The following is a 13,978-nucleotide window of genomic DNA, read 5'->3' as shown; positions in this document are numbered from 1 at the left end:
GGTTAAATATGGTATTTTTTTGGTTTTGTAAGAATAAAGGTAAACAAAAAAAATAGAAATTGCGTTACCTTTGTAACTCTCGAAAGAGTAAAATTTATCTTGTAATAGTTTACATTACGAGATAAAATGCAGAATGCAAAAACTATTCCTCAAAAAATAAGATAACCCATATATGAAACATTTATTACCAAAACTGATTTTTATTTTACCATTTTTCATTCTTGTTGGATGTAAAAAAAATGAAACAGAAGCCGTTGTAAAAACTGAAATTGCAAAAAATAGTATCGAATACGCATCGGGACTTTCTATTGTAAAACACGACGGATATTCAGTTGTAACAGTTTCTGATCCTTGGCCAAATGCCAATGCAAAATTTACTTATGTTCTAAAAGAAAAAGAAGCTAAAGTTCCGGATAGCTTACAAAAATATACTACAATAAAAGTGCCTTTAGAATCTGTGGTGGTAACTTCAACTACTAATATTCCGTTTCTTGAAATGCTGGAAGTCGAAGATAAATTGATAGGTTTTCCTCATACTGATTATGTTTCATCTGAAAAAACCAGAGTTTTAATCGATAAAGGATCAGTTAAAAATGTAGGTGAAAACGAAAAATTAAATATCGAGCAATTAATCGAGTTGTCTCCGGATCTTATTGTAACTTTTGGTGTAGACAACAACAATTCAGCGTTGGATAATTTGAAAAAAAGTGGCTTAAATGTTTTAATTCAAGCCGACTGGATGGAGCAGTCTCCGCTTGGAAAAGCAGAATGGATCAAGCTGTACGGAGCTTTATTTGGTAAAGAAGATAAAGCCAAAGAATTGTTTGATAAAATTGTTACAAGTTACGATCAGGCTAAAAAATTAGTAGCTGATAAACCTGCAATCTCAACTGTTTTATACGGTTCTATGTATCAGGATGTTTGGTATGTAGCCAAAGGAAATAGCTGGGTAGCACAATTTATGGCAGACGCTCATGCCAATTATTTATGGGCAGATTTAAAAGGAACGGGAAGCGAAGGTTTATCTTTTGAAAAAATATTGGTAAAAGCCAAAGCAGCTGATTTCTGGATTGCTTCAGGATCATTTAAAACCTTAGACGAATTCGGAAAAACAAATCCGCATTACAGTCAGTTTGATGCTTTTAAAAATAAAAATATTTATACTTTCGAAGGTAAAGTAGGAGCAACCGGTGGAACCGTTTATTATGAATTGGCACCAAGCCGCCCGGATTTAGTATTGAAAGATTATATCAAAATATTTCATCCTGACTTATTGCCTAGCTACGAATTTACTTTTGCATCAAAACTAAACTAAGCGTATTGATCAATAAAAAGAGAAATATAATCCTGTTTTTGGTACTTGGTTTAGTACTTTTATTCATGTTTTTTTTGGACATAAGTTTAGGTTCTGTTACTATCCCTTTCAAAGATGTATATACAAGTTTAACAGGCGGCCAGGCCAGTAAATCGACCTGGGAATATATCATTATTAATTATCGTTTGCCAAAAGCAATTACAGCCGTTTTGGTTGGTGTGGGATTGTCTATTAGCGGACTTTTAATGCAAACCTTATTTCGAAATCCGTTGGCGGGTCCGGATGTTTTAGGATTAAGTTCCGGCGCAATACTGGCAGTTGCAATTGTTATTTTAGGAGCAGGTTTTTTACCATCATTTTTAAACGTAATTTTATTATCGCCATACGGAATCGTGTTTGCCTCAACATTAGGAAGTGTCTTGGTTTTAATGCTGGTTTTGTTAGTAGCACAACGATTACGAAACACAATGGCAATTTTAATTGTAGGGCTTATGTTTGGTAGTTTTACGAGTGCTATTGTGGGTGTTTTAACTTATTTTAGTTCGGCAGAACAATTGCAAAAATTTACTTTTTGGTCGTTAGGAAGCCTCGGAAATCTTTCTTGGACATCACTTTCTGTTCTTGCAGTTTGTGTTGGTTTTGGATTACTTTTAAGTGCCAGCAGTATTAAACCTTTAAATGCATTGCTTCTTGGCGAAAATTATGCTAAAAGCATGGGATTGAATTATAAAAAAGCAAGACTCATTATCATATTCGCCACAAGTATTTTGGCAGGAAGTGTTACCGCATTTGCAGGCCCAATAGCGTTTATAGGATTAGCAGTTCCGCATATTGCAAAACTAACATTTCAAACCAGTAATCACGCCGTTTTGTATTGGAGTACTTTTTTTTACGGGGGTATTATTATGCTATTTTGTGATATTGCCTCACAATTACCGGGATTAGACACAACATTGCCTATTAATGCCATTACATCTATAATTGGTGCACCGGTCGTAGTATATTTATTAATGAGAAAAAGAAATTTTCAATAGCTCGTATGGGCCCACAGATTCGACGGATAAAACTGATTTGCACAGATTTTAAAATCATTTTAATCATTTAATCTGTGGCAAAAAAAACTTAGCAACTTAGCATCTCAGAACCTTAGTAACTTTAAAAGATGACAACTATTTTAGAAACTTCAAATTTAAGCATTGGCTATAAGTCCAAGAAAGCAACTGTGGTTATTGCCGAGAATTTGAATTTGAATTTAACTTCAGGGAAACTCATTTCATTAATAGGAGCAAACGGAATTGGGAAATCGACTTTATTACGAACGATTACAGGAATTCACGAACCATTATCAGGAACTGTTTTTCTGAACGATAAAAATATAAACAGTTACAAACCTCTGGATTTAGCTCAAAATCTAAGTTTGGTTTTAACCGAAAAATTACCGCCAAGCAATCTTTCTGTTTTCGAATTAGTGGCATTAGGCCGTCAGCCATACACCAACTGGATTGGCACTTTAACCCAAAGCGATATCGAGAAAGTTCAGGAAGCATTAGAACTGACACAAATCGAACATTTGGCTCAAAAAAAACATTTCGAAATTAGCGATGGACAATTGCAAAAAGTCCTAATTGCAAGAGCTTTGGCACAAGATACACCGCTTATTATTCTGGATGAACCTACAACACATCTTGATTTACTGCATAAAGTTTCATTATTCAAATTGTTGAAAAAACTAACTCAGGAAACTCAAAAATGTATTTTGTTTTCGACTCATGATATCGATCTGGCTATTCAGTTAAGTGACGAAATGATTATTATGACACCGGAATTAATTGTTCAGGACGAACCTTGTAATTTAATTTCAAACGGAAGTTTTGCCAATTTGTTCAAAGATGAACATATTGTTTTTGATGCTGAAAAAGGGAAGTTTGTAATTACTTAGGATTATTCATAAGTTAAAAATCGCATTATTTATAAGTCCCGGCGGGACGTTATATTTATAGAAAAAGTTATCGCATTTTAGGTGAAATATTTATCTGTTTAAAATGAATATTTCAGATATCGCTCCGCGGGAGCTTTGGTTGAGGGTCAATACTCTAGCTATAAATATTACGCTCCGCTGAAGCTTGTGACCAAATTTTTAAATTAATTTAAAACTTTGCTCCATTTTGAAAAGGAAGATTATAAAATATTATTTTCTTTCTTATATCTATTTCTTTGTATGGTAAGCGTAATTGTTAATTCATTGATGTCAGTGCTTAAATCGGCAAGATCAAATTTCATTACCTGACCTGAATCTATAATATAATAAACGAAATAATAACGGGTATCTTTTTCGTTTTTATGTTCAGTAACGACTCTTTCGTTTTCAATATTACTCCAGGGAACCAGAATTAAATTTCTATACTGAATTCCTTTAGAATTAATTCTGAATTGAATTTCATCAATTCTCTTTATTTCTTTAATTAAATAAGGAATTTGAAATAGAAAAATACCTGAAAGTATAAGTGATACAAGTGATTGGTCCTGATTTAGAAAATATATTGCAGCCACAACAAGTCCTATTAAAAGCAATATCCTCAAAAGAATATTTGTTCTTGTGTAGTAAATTAAGATTTCTTTAGAATAACTTAGATTATTTGCGTCTATTAAAGGTCTCATTTTAAAGTTTTATTCCAAGTTTGTCTCTTTGCCTCACCAACCACAAAAGCCACCGAATTAGCAATATTAAAACTTCTGATTAATTTCGACATTAGGATCGTTAAAAGATTTCAGATTTATAAAATATTATTTTATGTATTAAAACTATTTCTCTGTCTCATAAGTGCTAGTTGAAGTTCTCTCTTACTAATATTGAATTTTCTAAGATTAAATCGCATCACCTTTCCTGAATCGATGATATGGTAAATAAAATAGTTATTACTATTATCATCACTTGTATATTCCGTTACGGCTCTTTCGTTTTCGATATTATTCCAGGGAACTAAAGGGAGATCTTTATATTGAATTCCCTTAGAATTAATTCTAAATTGAATCTCATCAATTCTCTTTATAGATTTAACTAAAAAATAAATTTGCAATAGAAAAATACCGAATGCTAAAAGAATTAGTACTACTTCTTTGCATTCTGAATTACAGATGAAAACAATCACAGTAGCAATCAACATACATATTTTCCATACAATATTTATTTTCGAAATGTAAATCAGAGTTTCTTCTGAGTTGCCGGGATTATTTTTATCAATGATTGATCTCATTTTAAATCTTCAACCCAATTTGTCTCTTAGCTTCTCCAACTACAAAAGCGACAGAATTCGCGATATTAAAACTTCTGATTAATTTCGACATCGGGATCGTTAAATGATTTTCAAAACGGGCTAAAACTTCTTGTCTTAATCCAACACTTTCTTTTCCAAAAACCAACCAGTCTCCATCCTGAAAATCAGTTTCAAGATATGACTTTTCAGCATGAGAACTCATCAGGAAAACACGTGACTGATCCGGAATTTGCTGAATCCATTCGTCAATGCTTTGATATTCGGTAACGTCAAGATGTACCCAATAATCCAAACCGGAACGTTTTAGGTTTTTATCATTAATCACAAATCCAAAAGGATGAATTAAGTGTAATCTACTTTCAGTACCCACACACAATCGTCCAATATTTCCAGTATTATTTGGTATTTCAGGTTCTACAAGAACAACGTTTAGCATTTTTTTTAGTTATGAGTTATGAGTTATGAATTGTGAGTTTTTAATAATTATCTAATTGACACATTATCTAATTAACATTATCTAATTTAAAATCCGGAACTTCTAAAACGTCACCGGCTTTCAGGTTTTGCAAATATACATTTCCTATACGAACACGAACCAATCTTAAAGTCGGAAAACCAACAGCAGCTGTCATTTTTCGAACCTGACGAAACTTTCCTTCATTTACTGTTATCGATGCCCAAGAAGTTGGTCCATGACGTTCGTCTCTTATTTTTTTTGCTCTTGGCCCAAAATCAGGAATTTCAGTAACGATAAAAGCAGAGCAGGGTTTTGTTTTGTATTTGCCGCCATCAAAACCAATTTCTACACCTTTTTGCAATTCCTCAATCGCTTCCGGAGTAATAACACCGTCAACCTGAACATAATATTCTTTGTCGACTTTTTTGCTTCTTATTTGTTCGCTCACTTTTCCGTCAGTTGTCAATAAAAGCAATCCTTCAGAATCTTCGTCAAGCCTGCCAATAGCCATAGTTCCTTCGGGGAAATTGTATAATTCTCCCAAAAGCTTTTTCTTTCTTTTTAATTCATAAATAAATTGACTCAGATAGCCGTAAGGTTTAAAAAGAATAAAATGTTGATGCATGCTGTATTTTTAGACTGCAAAGATAGTTTTTGTTTTAGAAGAATTCCAATCAGAGAATTTGACAATTAGAAAATATGTCAATGAGATAATTCACTTAGAGATGAAATTATCTAATTTTCTAATTGACATATTCTCTAATTATCTCATTAAATAAACCAAAAGCAATGTTAAAGGACTTACTTTTCAGGCTAAGAATTCGTAATATTATAAGACTAACACTAAAATACAAAATTATGGAAACTAATAATTTAGGAACGAAAAAGATAAATGGAGTACAAAAAGATATAGATGAAACTAAAGGAAAAAACATTTCTCATGATGGAAAATCAGATGATCCAAAACTTAAAAAAGAGGTAGTTGCCGATAAAGATGGGGATGAAAAAGTGGTGGACAGAGCGCGAAATGAAAACGAAGATATTAAAGAAGTAAAGGATGATGGAAAATCTAAAGGTGCTAATGCCAATAGAGGAGTGTCATCAGATGAAGAGGCAAAAAAAACGGTAGAGAATAAAGACCGAAATTCTGATATAACACCAAATCGTTATCCTAATTCTAATCCCGAAAGTCATGAAGATCGAGGAAACATGAAATTAGATGAAGAGTAAACTCTCTCTTTAAATACTAAATATTTTGCTGAAATTGGTTCTTTTTTTCTTAAATAACATTTGATTGGCAAACGGCGTTAATGTTATTCTAAACTTGGTTTTGAGATTGGTTGTCCCTTTAGATCTTCGTAAATTGTAGTACAAATTTTAAATAAATTAAAAATGGCACTTTTAGAAAACAAAGTAGCTTTTGTGTCCGGTGGTGGTTCAGGAATTGGACGCGCAGTGGCAGGAGCTTACGCTCGAGAAGGAGCAAAAGTAGTACTTTCAGATATTAACGTAGAACACGGAGAAGAAACCGTAAAATTTATAAAGGACAAAGGTGGAGAAGCTTTTTTTGTAAAAGGAGATTCATCAAGTGCTGCCGATAACAAACACATGGTTGAAGTAGCGGTTTCTAAATACGGCCGACTTGATATTGCGTGTAACAATGCAGGAATGGGAGGCCCGGCAAAACCAACAGGAGAATACGAACCGGAAGCCTGGGATAAAGTAATTGCGCTGAATCTAAGCGGAGTTTTTTACGCCTGTCGTTACCAGTTAGAACAAATGGAAAAAAACGGTGGTGGAAGTATTGTAAATATTGCGTCTATTCACGGTCAGGTTGCAGCTCCGTTAAGTCCTGCTTATACAGCATCTAAACATGGTGTTGTGGGGTTAACCAAAAATATTGCGGCTGAATATGCACAAAAAAACATTCGTTGTAATGCTGTTGGGCCGGGTTATATAGAAACGGCTCTGCTAAAGGACAATTTAAATAAAGACATGATGACTGCCATAGCAGCAAAAGCCCCAATGAACCGCTTAGGTACATCAGAAGAAATTGCAGAGTTAGTGGTATTTCTAAGTTCAGAAAAATCTTCTTTCACAACCGGAAGTTACATCATTGCCGATGGTGGATATACAGCAATTTAATACTTCTTTCGATATAATATGACGAAAAGCTATCTCAGTTTGAGGTAGCTTTTTTATTTGAACAATAGTTAAAAAGAAGGCTTTGTCTTGTTAAAATAATTGTTTAAAGTAAATTCTTTCAATAACATATAATTTTGTAATGTCAGTATTTGTGTAGTAAATGTTTAACTATTTTGATTTAAAGATGAATTTAATTAGTATATGTTTATAAATTTGGATACAATAAGTTTAAGGTTTAACAATATTCTGTTAACTTTAAAGGATATAAATTTGATTTCTAAAAACTCTATTATTCAACGTATGAAAAAAATCTACTCTGTACGCCACCTCATGGCACTTTTAATTTTTTGTTGTTGCTGTTCAGGAAATCTTTTTGCGCAGATTATAATGCCTGATCCAATTGTAAAATTGCCTTATAAACAAGATTTTAGTACCTGGCCAATAGATGGTACAAGCTTTTTGCCTGGTTTTCAGGGATGGGTTGCGGGTGGTAATACTTCAGGTCAAACCTCATATGTTACTGATGCTACTCTAACAGCTAACGGAACCATAATAGCTGGTAAAGATGCTGCGAATACTGCTGGTAGTTTTTATAACTATGATGGTAAAATTGGTTTTCTAAATACAAGCGGCCTCAATCTTACACTTGGTTTTGCTTTTTCAACTATTGGTAAAACTGCCATACCGGTTCAGTATGATGCAATAACGATTAGAAATCCTTATGATATTCCTCCAAAAACGACTAATAGCAGGATTAATGAAATGGTTTTGCAATATAGAATTGGAGATAATACTGCTTTTGTTACGCTAGATGCAACAGCTTATAGAAATAATACCGAAAATCAGTTAAGTGGTGTAAAAGATCAAAAACTGGAAACAAAAAAAATTATATTACCGGTTGAGTGCGAAAATAAACCATTAGTTCAAATAAGATGGATTTCAAGACAGGAATCAGGAGGAGGTTCACGTCCTTCTTTTGCAATTGATAATATAATAGTTGGAAGAGATGATACTGCCCCTATTAATGAAACTGGCTACCCAAAAGCAGCTGCTATTTTGGGACAAGGATTTGATTTTGTAAATAAAATCGACGAGATAGGTAAGACTTATTATGTTTTACTACCAGGCGGAAGTACAGCTCCAACAATTGCACAAGTAAAAGCAGGTCAGGATTCAAACGGAATTGCAGCATTACAATCTGGATTTCTTGACATTACAAATGCTTCTCTGGAATATGTAAAAAGCTTTACAGGATTAAGTTTAAATACTGCCTATTCTGTTTTTTCTGTTTCTGAAGATCCCTTCAATAATATTCAGGAAAAATTAACTAAAACAGATGTGACTACTGCAAGTGTATTAGTACCATCTCTGGCAACAACAGTTGCTTCTCTTGACCTTGGATTAGTAGAACAAGATTATAATTCGGATAATTTAAGTTACCAGATTCAGGGAGAAAATATTTCAACAGACGTTACGGTAAGTGCTACAGGAAATTTTACAGTTTCGAAAGACGGAAACAATTTTGCCACATCGATACTATATGCTGCAACAGATTTTGCTTCTAATGCCACGCCAACTGTCTATGTTCGATTTACTCCAACTGCGGCTGAAAGTTTTTCAGGACAAATTACACATGAAATTACCGGAGGTGCAACAAAAATAGTTACGCTTACAGGAATAGGAACTAATCCGTATGTGGAAGGTTTTAACAGTTCAAATGTCCTTACTAATGGTACCTGGACGCAATATGATGTAGCAGGACCATTAAATAAATGGAGTACAACAACAGTGGCAAGAAACGTAAACTCAGGAACAGGTGCAGTGTTAATGAACGGATATTCTGATACAGGAGCCAGCAAAGACTGGTTGATTTCGCCAAGATTACGTTTAGACAATGCAGCCAAATTTGATAAAATGGCTTTGCTTTCGTTTTATTCCCGCAAGTTCTACGCAGGAAGCGATTTAAAATTGATGGTTTCTACTAATTACGATGGGAAAAGCAATCCTGAAACAGCTACCTGGACAGAATTAGATGGTAAATTTCCAACAACAACAGGATCGTATTTTCAATCTCAATACATCAAATTAGATGCTTATAAAACCAACAACACTTATTTGGCGTGGGTTTATGTAACAACAGCCGGAGGAACAAATAATGCAGCAGAATGGTCTATAGATGATTTTGCCATTACCAATGAAATAGGTTATGTTGATTCGAATCCTAATTTAAATTTTGGAATAGTAAATCAGGGAAATACTTCTGCGAGTCAGTCATTTACACTTAAGGCTGAAAATTATGGCGATATCACAGTAACAGCGCCGGCAGATTATCAATTGTCGCTGGATAATGTTTCGTTTCAATCTAGCGTTTTTGTTACTTCGGCAGATGCGTTAGCAACCAAAACAATTTATGCAAGATTTGTACCTTCTGTAAAAACATTTGCAATTTCGGGAGCATTAACGGTAGCAGGAACTTCTTTAAACAAGAAAATTGGGTTTTTGACAGGATCTTCATTACCACAAGAAGATACTTTTGATGTGGTTACTTATAATTTAGAATTTTTCGGAGCCCCAACGGCGGCTTATGGGCCCGCAGACAAAACGATACAACTTGAAAACGTGGCGAAAGTCATGAATAAATTAAATGCTGATGTATATGTGGTTCAGGAAGTTTCCAGTGATGCTCAAATTGATGCTTTAATTCAAAAAATAAATATAAATGGTAAGACCTTCGATAAAACAATTTCGACATCCTGGTCCTATTCATGGGATTCAACTGCAGATCCTAGTTTTCCTCCGCAAAAATTAGTAGTTCTTTATAATACACAAACTGCTACTATCAAAGCTACAAAAGTAATGTTCAAAGATTTGTATGATGAAGTTCGTGCAGGTACAAAAAGTTTAGCAAATTATCCGGGAGGTAATGGTTCAAGTTTCTTTTCATCCGGACGTTTACCTTATATGGTACAAATAGAAACAAATATTGGCGGAACAAAAAAACTGCTTAATTTAGTCGATCTTCATGCACGTGCCAACAGCGGAACTGATATTAGTAAATACAACCAGCGTAAATATGATTCTCAGGTCTTAAAAGATAGTTTAGATCAATATTATGCAAATTCTAATTTAATTATTTTAGGAGATTATAATGATGATGTCAAAGCATCAGTTATTACTCCAAATCCTTCGTCGTATAAGATGTTTGTAGATGATACCGCAAATTATACCGCACTTACTTTAGAAATTAGTAAGGCAGGTGCTTATAGTTTCCTGAGTTCGGGAGGGTTTTTAGACCATATCACGATTTCTAATGAATTGAATGATCAGTATATTCAAAATTCAATTGCAGTTTATGATCCACGTACGGATATTGCAAATTATACCACAACAACATCAGATCATGGACCAGTAATAGCACGTTTTCAATTAACAGGAAACTTGTCTACAATTGATTATGAACTGAAAAACGGATATCTGGTAAAAGCATACCCAAATCCTGCGACAGATGTTGTAAATGTTGAAGTGAAAACCAATGATAACAGAAAACTAAAATTAAAATTTTATGATATTTCAGGTCATTTAATCGGAAATTCTGTAGAAATAAATGCAACACAAGATTTGAGTACAACCGCTATTCCGGTAAGTTATTTACAATCCGGAATTTATTTTTATACCTTAACAGAGAACAATAAAGTTGTTTACAAAGGTAAGGTTATAAAAAAATAAGAGTAATTTAAATTATAAAAAAGGCATTCACAACAACAGTGAATGCCTTTTTGTTTTTAGAATAATCCTCTGAATTTATTCAAGTCGATGTCAGGAGAAATTGTATAAAAAAAATCCAACTGCCATTGTTGCGTTTTTTGTGCCTGTTTGCTTGTGGTTTCATCCCAAGGCGGATAAACCCTTGTAGCTCTTTTGCCTTCTTTAGTTGCTGTCGAAAAGATTCCTTTTACCAATAAAATACTTTTCGGAAAAATAAATTGTCCATATAAATCATCCTTTCGAACGCTTACAATCACAAAATCTATTGGGTCTGAAGCATCAAAAGGTTCGATAATTCCGCTATTATTCCGTTTCCACAACGTTACAAATTGCCCTGTTTTTGTTGGGGTAATTTTTGCCGTTCGATAACAAATGTTCTTTTGGTTTAAATAAAAACGATAGGCGTCATAATCAGCGCTCTCATTTTCAGGTTGAGGTAATGTAATTTCAAAATCGCAACAATCATAAACCAGTTCTTTGGCAATAATAAGATCTTTAGGTATAGATTTTAGATCCTTCCAATTGTTTTTGATTGTCATTTTAGTCGAAATTTTTTATTGGGTTATTCGGGTAAAATTACCACAAAAAGAACTTTAAAAAGAAACATTCAACCCAAAATTTAATCCCCATTGAAATTGATTAAAAGACTGATTACTTAACGGATTTATATAATAATTCATTGCAGGTTCAACAAAAATGTTTGTTTTCTTATAAACACGATATTGTAGTGTACTACTTAATGTAGAACCATAAACATAGTCATTTGCATTTACGTTCTGACCAATTGAATTACCATCTAATGCCACATTATTAGAAATCAGTTTCCCCACAAAACCACCTGTATTTAAATTGATACTTGCTCTGTTCAGACTAAAAACAACATACGAAACTTCTAAAGGCATTTCTAGATATCGTAAATTTTGATCCAGATTACCATTTTTAAGATTATTATTTTCGATGTTATTTTGCTTGAATGCGTCACTAGTGGTGTTGGGAACAAATACATAATTATCATTGGCTGTAATAGGCGCCGATAAAGCTGCTGAAGCACTTTGATTAAAATAGTCACTAGAGCTAAAAAAAGCATTGTTTTTTGCACTTAAATACGAAACATTGGCAACACTTTGTCCTAATTCGTTAATTTTTAATCCAGAAGCAACCGCCCATTTCTTGTTGATTTTGTATTTGGTTTTTACACCGTAACTATTACTTTGTCTGGAATCATTTGTATTACCAAGCGTTTTTTCGTTCTTGTAATTTTCAGAACTGGCAACTCCTGCAAAAACTTCAACAGCCCATTTTTCGGCATCGTTCAGCTTTTTGCTTTCCTTTTCTTTTTTCTCTTCCGGAGTTATAATGCCTTTTTCTAAATTCTGAAGTTCTGCTAACTGAACAGAATCTTTCCTGCTCAAAACATCATTAAATTTTGAATTGCTCTTTTGATTGCCTGCCAGTTGCTTTTCAGAGATTAAATTTCCGGTTTGTTCATTTGATTTAATTCCATTTAAATCTTTTTTGTTTTCATTTAAAAAGGAAGAATTAAGAGCAACATTATTATTTGAAGTGTATTTATCTTCAAAAATAGATTTCGATAATTGATTTTTTGAACTTGGATTAAACGGATTGACCTTACCTGCAGAAAATGTTTTTTCGGCTAAAATCTTATTGCTGGCCTTTTTATCTGCATTGGCGATCTGATTTTTAGAAGCTGAATTAAATCCATTTGTTTTACTTGTAGCCAAAGCTTTTTCAGCCAAAGTTTTGTTCGAAAATTTCTTATCTGTTAAAGGCTGAATTTTCGAATTTGGATTAAATAACCCTATTTTTCCTGAAACAGTAGTTTTTTCTTGTATTGCCTGATTTGAAACATTTTTATCGGCATTCGCCACTTGGTGCTGCGAATCTGAATTAAATCCGTTTTTGTGATCCGTAACAAAAGTTTTTTCGGCTACAGCCGTATTATTATTATTATTATTATTATTATTTGGTTTTTCAGTATTTGAATTTAAATCGCCACTATTACTCTTTTTAGATTCTGTATGAGCAACCGCTGTTTTTTGATTTTTATTTTTTTGAGAATTTTCAGGTTGATTCGCCTTGTTTTTTATAGATGAAACGTCATTAATAATATCAGATTCTTTTTCGGTAACAGCTTTTCCTGATTTGTTTTCCTCAGTAGAGATTGTTCTGTTTGTGTTTGTGTCATTTTTTTTCTCATCAAGAACAACGCTATTATTTTGCTGAGAATCGATTTGTATCGTTTTAATTCCTGAAGTCGAATTAAAATGTAAAACAGAAGGGAGTAGCAAGCCTAATAATAAGCATGCCGCAGCCGACCACCAAAGAATAACCCTTTTCTTCTTTTTTGGTTTGTCTAATTTCTTCTCAATTTCGCCCCATAATTCAGGAGGCGGAACACTCGAAAAGTCTTCCATTGATGAAAAAATATCTTCTATATTTTGCTTTTTCATGCTATTTTAAAATTTTTTATGCTCAGTATTCTTTTTTGCAAAATGTGCTTGGCCCTGTTTAAATTTGATTTTGACGTTCCTTCCGAAATTTTTAATAATTCTGCAATTTCCCGATGTTTCATTTTTTCAAAAACATATAAGTTAAAAACCGTTCGGTATTGATCAGGTAAATCCCGGATATATTCTAATAGTTTTTCTTGTTCAATAGGAGCAATGTCTAATTCTTCTTCCTCCACAAAATCCGTATCAGGATCAAAAACATCCAAAAAGAAACTTTCTTTTTTCTTTTTATTTAAGGTTTCGATTAGTTTGTTAATGAAGATGCGTTTTAGCCAGCCTTCAAAACTCCCTTCAAATTTATATTGACTTATTTTTTGAAATACGATAACAAAAGCTTCCTGAAAAACATCTTTTGCATCATCTTCGTTTTTCATATACTTTAGGCAAATACCATATAAAACAGGAGAGAACAACTGATAAATTTTCAGTTGTCCCTCTCTGTCATTTTTTATGCACAGTAGAATGTATTTTTCTAAATCGTCTTTCAAAA

At 33.2% G+C, this 13,978-nt stretch carries 13 protein-coding genes; 6 read left to right on the top strand and 7 right to left on the bottom strand.

Translation table 11 applies throughout. From position 1 onward, the window contains the following. The first annotated feature begins 172 nt into the window (after positions 1–172). The 3 genes from LNP81_RS00615 to LNP81_RS00605 all read left to right on the top strand — a co-directional run bounded on the left by LNP81_RS00615 (position 173) and on the right by LNP81_RS00605 (position 3,254). Positions 173–1,315, top strand: coding sequence for an ABC transporter substrate-binding protein (locus LNP81_RS00615; RefSeq protein ID WP_230032602.1), 1,143 nt, complete (start codon positions 173–175; stop codon positions 1,313–1,315). Between the two features lie 65 nt (positions 1,316–1,380). After that, a complete protein-coding gene (locus LNP81_RS00610) occupies positions 1,381–2,349 on the top strand; it encodes an iron ABC transporter permease (RefSeq protein ID WP_230040843.1) in 969 nt (322 codons plus the stop codon). Between the two features lie 128 nt (positions 2,350–2,477). Then, complete coding sequence (locus LNP81_RS00605; protein ID WP_230032597.1) at positions 2,478–3,254, top strand: ABC transporter ATP-binding protein; 777 nt, start codon at positions 2,478–2,480, stop codon at positions 3,252–3,254. Positions 3,255–3,493: 239 nt separating this feature from the next. Here the strand turns inward: LNP81_RS00605 and LNP81_RS00600 are convergent, their stop codons facing one another. The 4 genes from LNP81_RS00600 to LNP81_RS00585 all read right to left on the bottom strand — a co-directional run bounded on the left by LNP81_RS00600 (position 3,494) and on the right by LNP81_RS00585 (position 5,672). Then, positions 3,494–3,973, bottom strand: a complete 480-nt coding sequence (locus tag LNP81_RS00600) for a hypothetical protein (protein WP_230032594.1) — start codon at positions 3,971–3,973, stop codon at positions 3,494–3,496. 131 nt (positions 3,974–4,104) lie between these two features. After that, on the bottom strand, positions 4,105–4,569 hold the full coding sequence (locus LNP81_RS00595) for a hypothetical protein (protein ID WP_230032591.1): 465 nt from the start codon (positions 4,567–4,569) through the stop codon (positions 4,105–4,107). Between the two features lies 1 nt (position 4,570). Then, positions 4,571–5,026 carry a tRNA (cytidine(34)-2'-O)-methyltransferase gene (locus LNP81_RS00590; protein WP_230032589.1) on the bottom strand — a complete coding sequence of 152 codons (456 nt, stop codon included), beginning with the start codon at positions 5,024–5,026 and terminating at the stop codon, positions 4,571–4,573. A gap of 67 nt (positions 5,027–5,093) precedes the next feature. Beyond that, entirely contained in the window at positions 5,094–5,672 is a 579-nt protein-coding gene (locus LNP81_RS00585; RefSeq protein ID WP_230032587.1) for a pseudouridine synthase, read from the bottom strand. Positions 5,673–5,905: 233 nt separating this feature from the next. On the opposite strand from LNP81_RS00585, the gene LNP81_RS00580 reads away from it, so the two are divergent. The 3 genes from LNP81_RS00580 (at position 5,906) to LNP81_RS00570 (ending at position 10,918) form a co-directional block, all read left to right on the top strand. Further along, complete coding sequence (locus tag LNP81_RS00580; RefSeq protein ID WP_230032584.1) at positions 5,906–6,277, top strand: hypothetical protein; 372 nt, start codon at positions 5,906–5,908, stop codon at positions 6,275–6,277. Between the two features lie 162 nt (positions 6,278–6,439). Continuing rightward, positions 6,440–7,192, top strand: a complete 753-nt coding sequence (locus LNP81_RS00575) for an SDR family NAD(P)-dependent oxidoreductase (RefSeq protein ID WP_230032582.1) — start codon at positions 6,440–6,442, stop codon at positions 7,190–7,192. 300 nt (positions 7,193–7,492) lie between these two features. Further along, positions 7,493–10,918 (top strand): T9SS-dependent choice-of-anchor J family protein, encoded by a 3,426-nt coding sequence (locus tag LNP81_RS00570; RefSeq protein WP_230032579.1) that lies wholly within the window; start codon positions 7,493–7,495, stop codon positions 10,916–10,918. 56 nt (positions 10,919–10,974) lie between these two features. Here LNP81_RS00570 and LNP81_RS00565 read toward each other — a convergent pair whose 3' ends face one another. The 3 genes from LNP81_RS00565 to LNP81_RS00555 are packed head-to-tail and all read right to left on the bottom strand — an operon-like array spanning position 10,975 to position 13,976. Then, positions 10,975–11,496, bottom strand: coding sequence for a MepB family protein (locus LNP81_RS00565; protein ID WP_230032577.1), 522 nt, complete (start codon positions 11,494–11,496; stop codon positions 10,975–10,977). Between the two features lie 54 nt (positions 11,497–11,550). Next, positions 11,551–13,428 carry a hypothetical protein gene (locus tag LNP81_RS00560; RefSeq protein WP_230032574.1) on the bottom strand — a complete coding sequence of 626 codons (1,878 nt, stop codon included), beginning with the start codon at positions 13,426–13,428 and terminating at the stop codon, positions 11,551–11,553. Beyond that, positions 13,425–13,976: an RNA polymerase sigma factor gene (locus LNP81_RS00555; protein WP_194616752.1), complete on the bottom strand. Its 552-nt coding sequence runs from the start codon at positions 13,974–13,976 to the stop codon at positions 13,425–13,427. The genes LNP81_RS00560 and LNP81_RS00555 overlap by 4 nt, the downstream gene beginning before the upstream one ends. Positions 13,977–13,978: the final 2 nt, after the last annotated feature.

This window comes from Flavobacterium piscisymbiosum, from assembly GCF_020905295.1.
In the GTDB taxonomy this organism is placed as follows: domain Bacteria; phylum Bacteroidota; class Bacteroidia; order Flavobacteriales; family Flavobacteriaceae; genus Flavobacterium; species Flavobacterium piscisymbiosum.
Note: the sequence above shows the minus strand (reverse complement) of the source record. Positions and strands in the feature narration are given on the sequence as shown.

Bases quoted from the DNA above. Each gene is read 5' to 3' on its own strand.
- LNP81_RS00615 (WP_230032602.1), top strand. From the start codon at position 173: ATGAAACATTTATTACCAAAACTGATTTTTATTTTACCATTTTTCATT.
- LNP81_RS00610 (WP_230040843.1), top strand. From the start codon at position 1,381: ATGTTTTTTTTGGACATAAGTTTAGGTTCTGTTACTATCCCTTTCAAA.
- LNP81_RS00605 (WP_230032597.1), top strand. From the start codon at position 2,478: ATGACAACTATTTTAGAAACTTCAAATTTAAGCATTGGCTATAAGTCC.
- LNP81_RS00600 (WP_230032594.1), bottom strand. From the start codon at position 3,973: ATGAGACCTTTAATAGACGCAAATAATCTAAGTTATTCTAAAGAAATC.
- LNP81_RS00595 (WP_230032591.1), bottom strand. From the start codon at position 4,569: ATGAGATCAATCATTGATAAAAATAATCCCGGCAACTCAGAAGAAACT.
- LNP81_RS00590 (WP_230032589.1), bottom strand. From the start codon at position 5,026: ATGCTAAACGTTGTTCTTGTAGAACCTGAAATACCAAATAATACTGGA.
- LNP81_RS00585 (WP_230032587.1), bottom strand. From the start codon at position 5,672: ATGCATCAACATTTTATTCTTTTTAAACCTTACGGCTATCTGAGTCAA.
- LNP81_RS00580 (WP_230032584.1), top strand. From the start codon at position 5,906: ATGGAAACTAATAATTTAGGAACGAAAAAGATAAATGGAGTACAAAAA.
- LNP81_RS00575 (WP_230032582.1), top strand. From the start codon at position 6,440: ATGGCACTTTTAGAAAACAAAGTAGCTTTTGTGTCCGGTGGTGGTTCA.
- LNP81_RS00570 (WP_230032579.1), top strand. From the start codon at position 7,493: ATGAAAAAAATCTACTCTGTACGCCACCTCATGGCACTTTTAATTTTT.
- LNP81_RS00565 (WP_230032577.1), bottom strand. From the start codon at position 11,496: ATGACAATCAAAAACAATTGGAAGGATCTAAAATCTATACCTAAAGAT.
- LNP81_RS00560 (WP_230032574.1), bottom strand. From the start codon at position 13,428: ATGAAAAAGCAAAATATAGAAGATATTTTTTCATCAATGGAAGACTTT.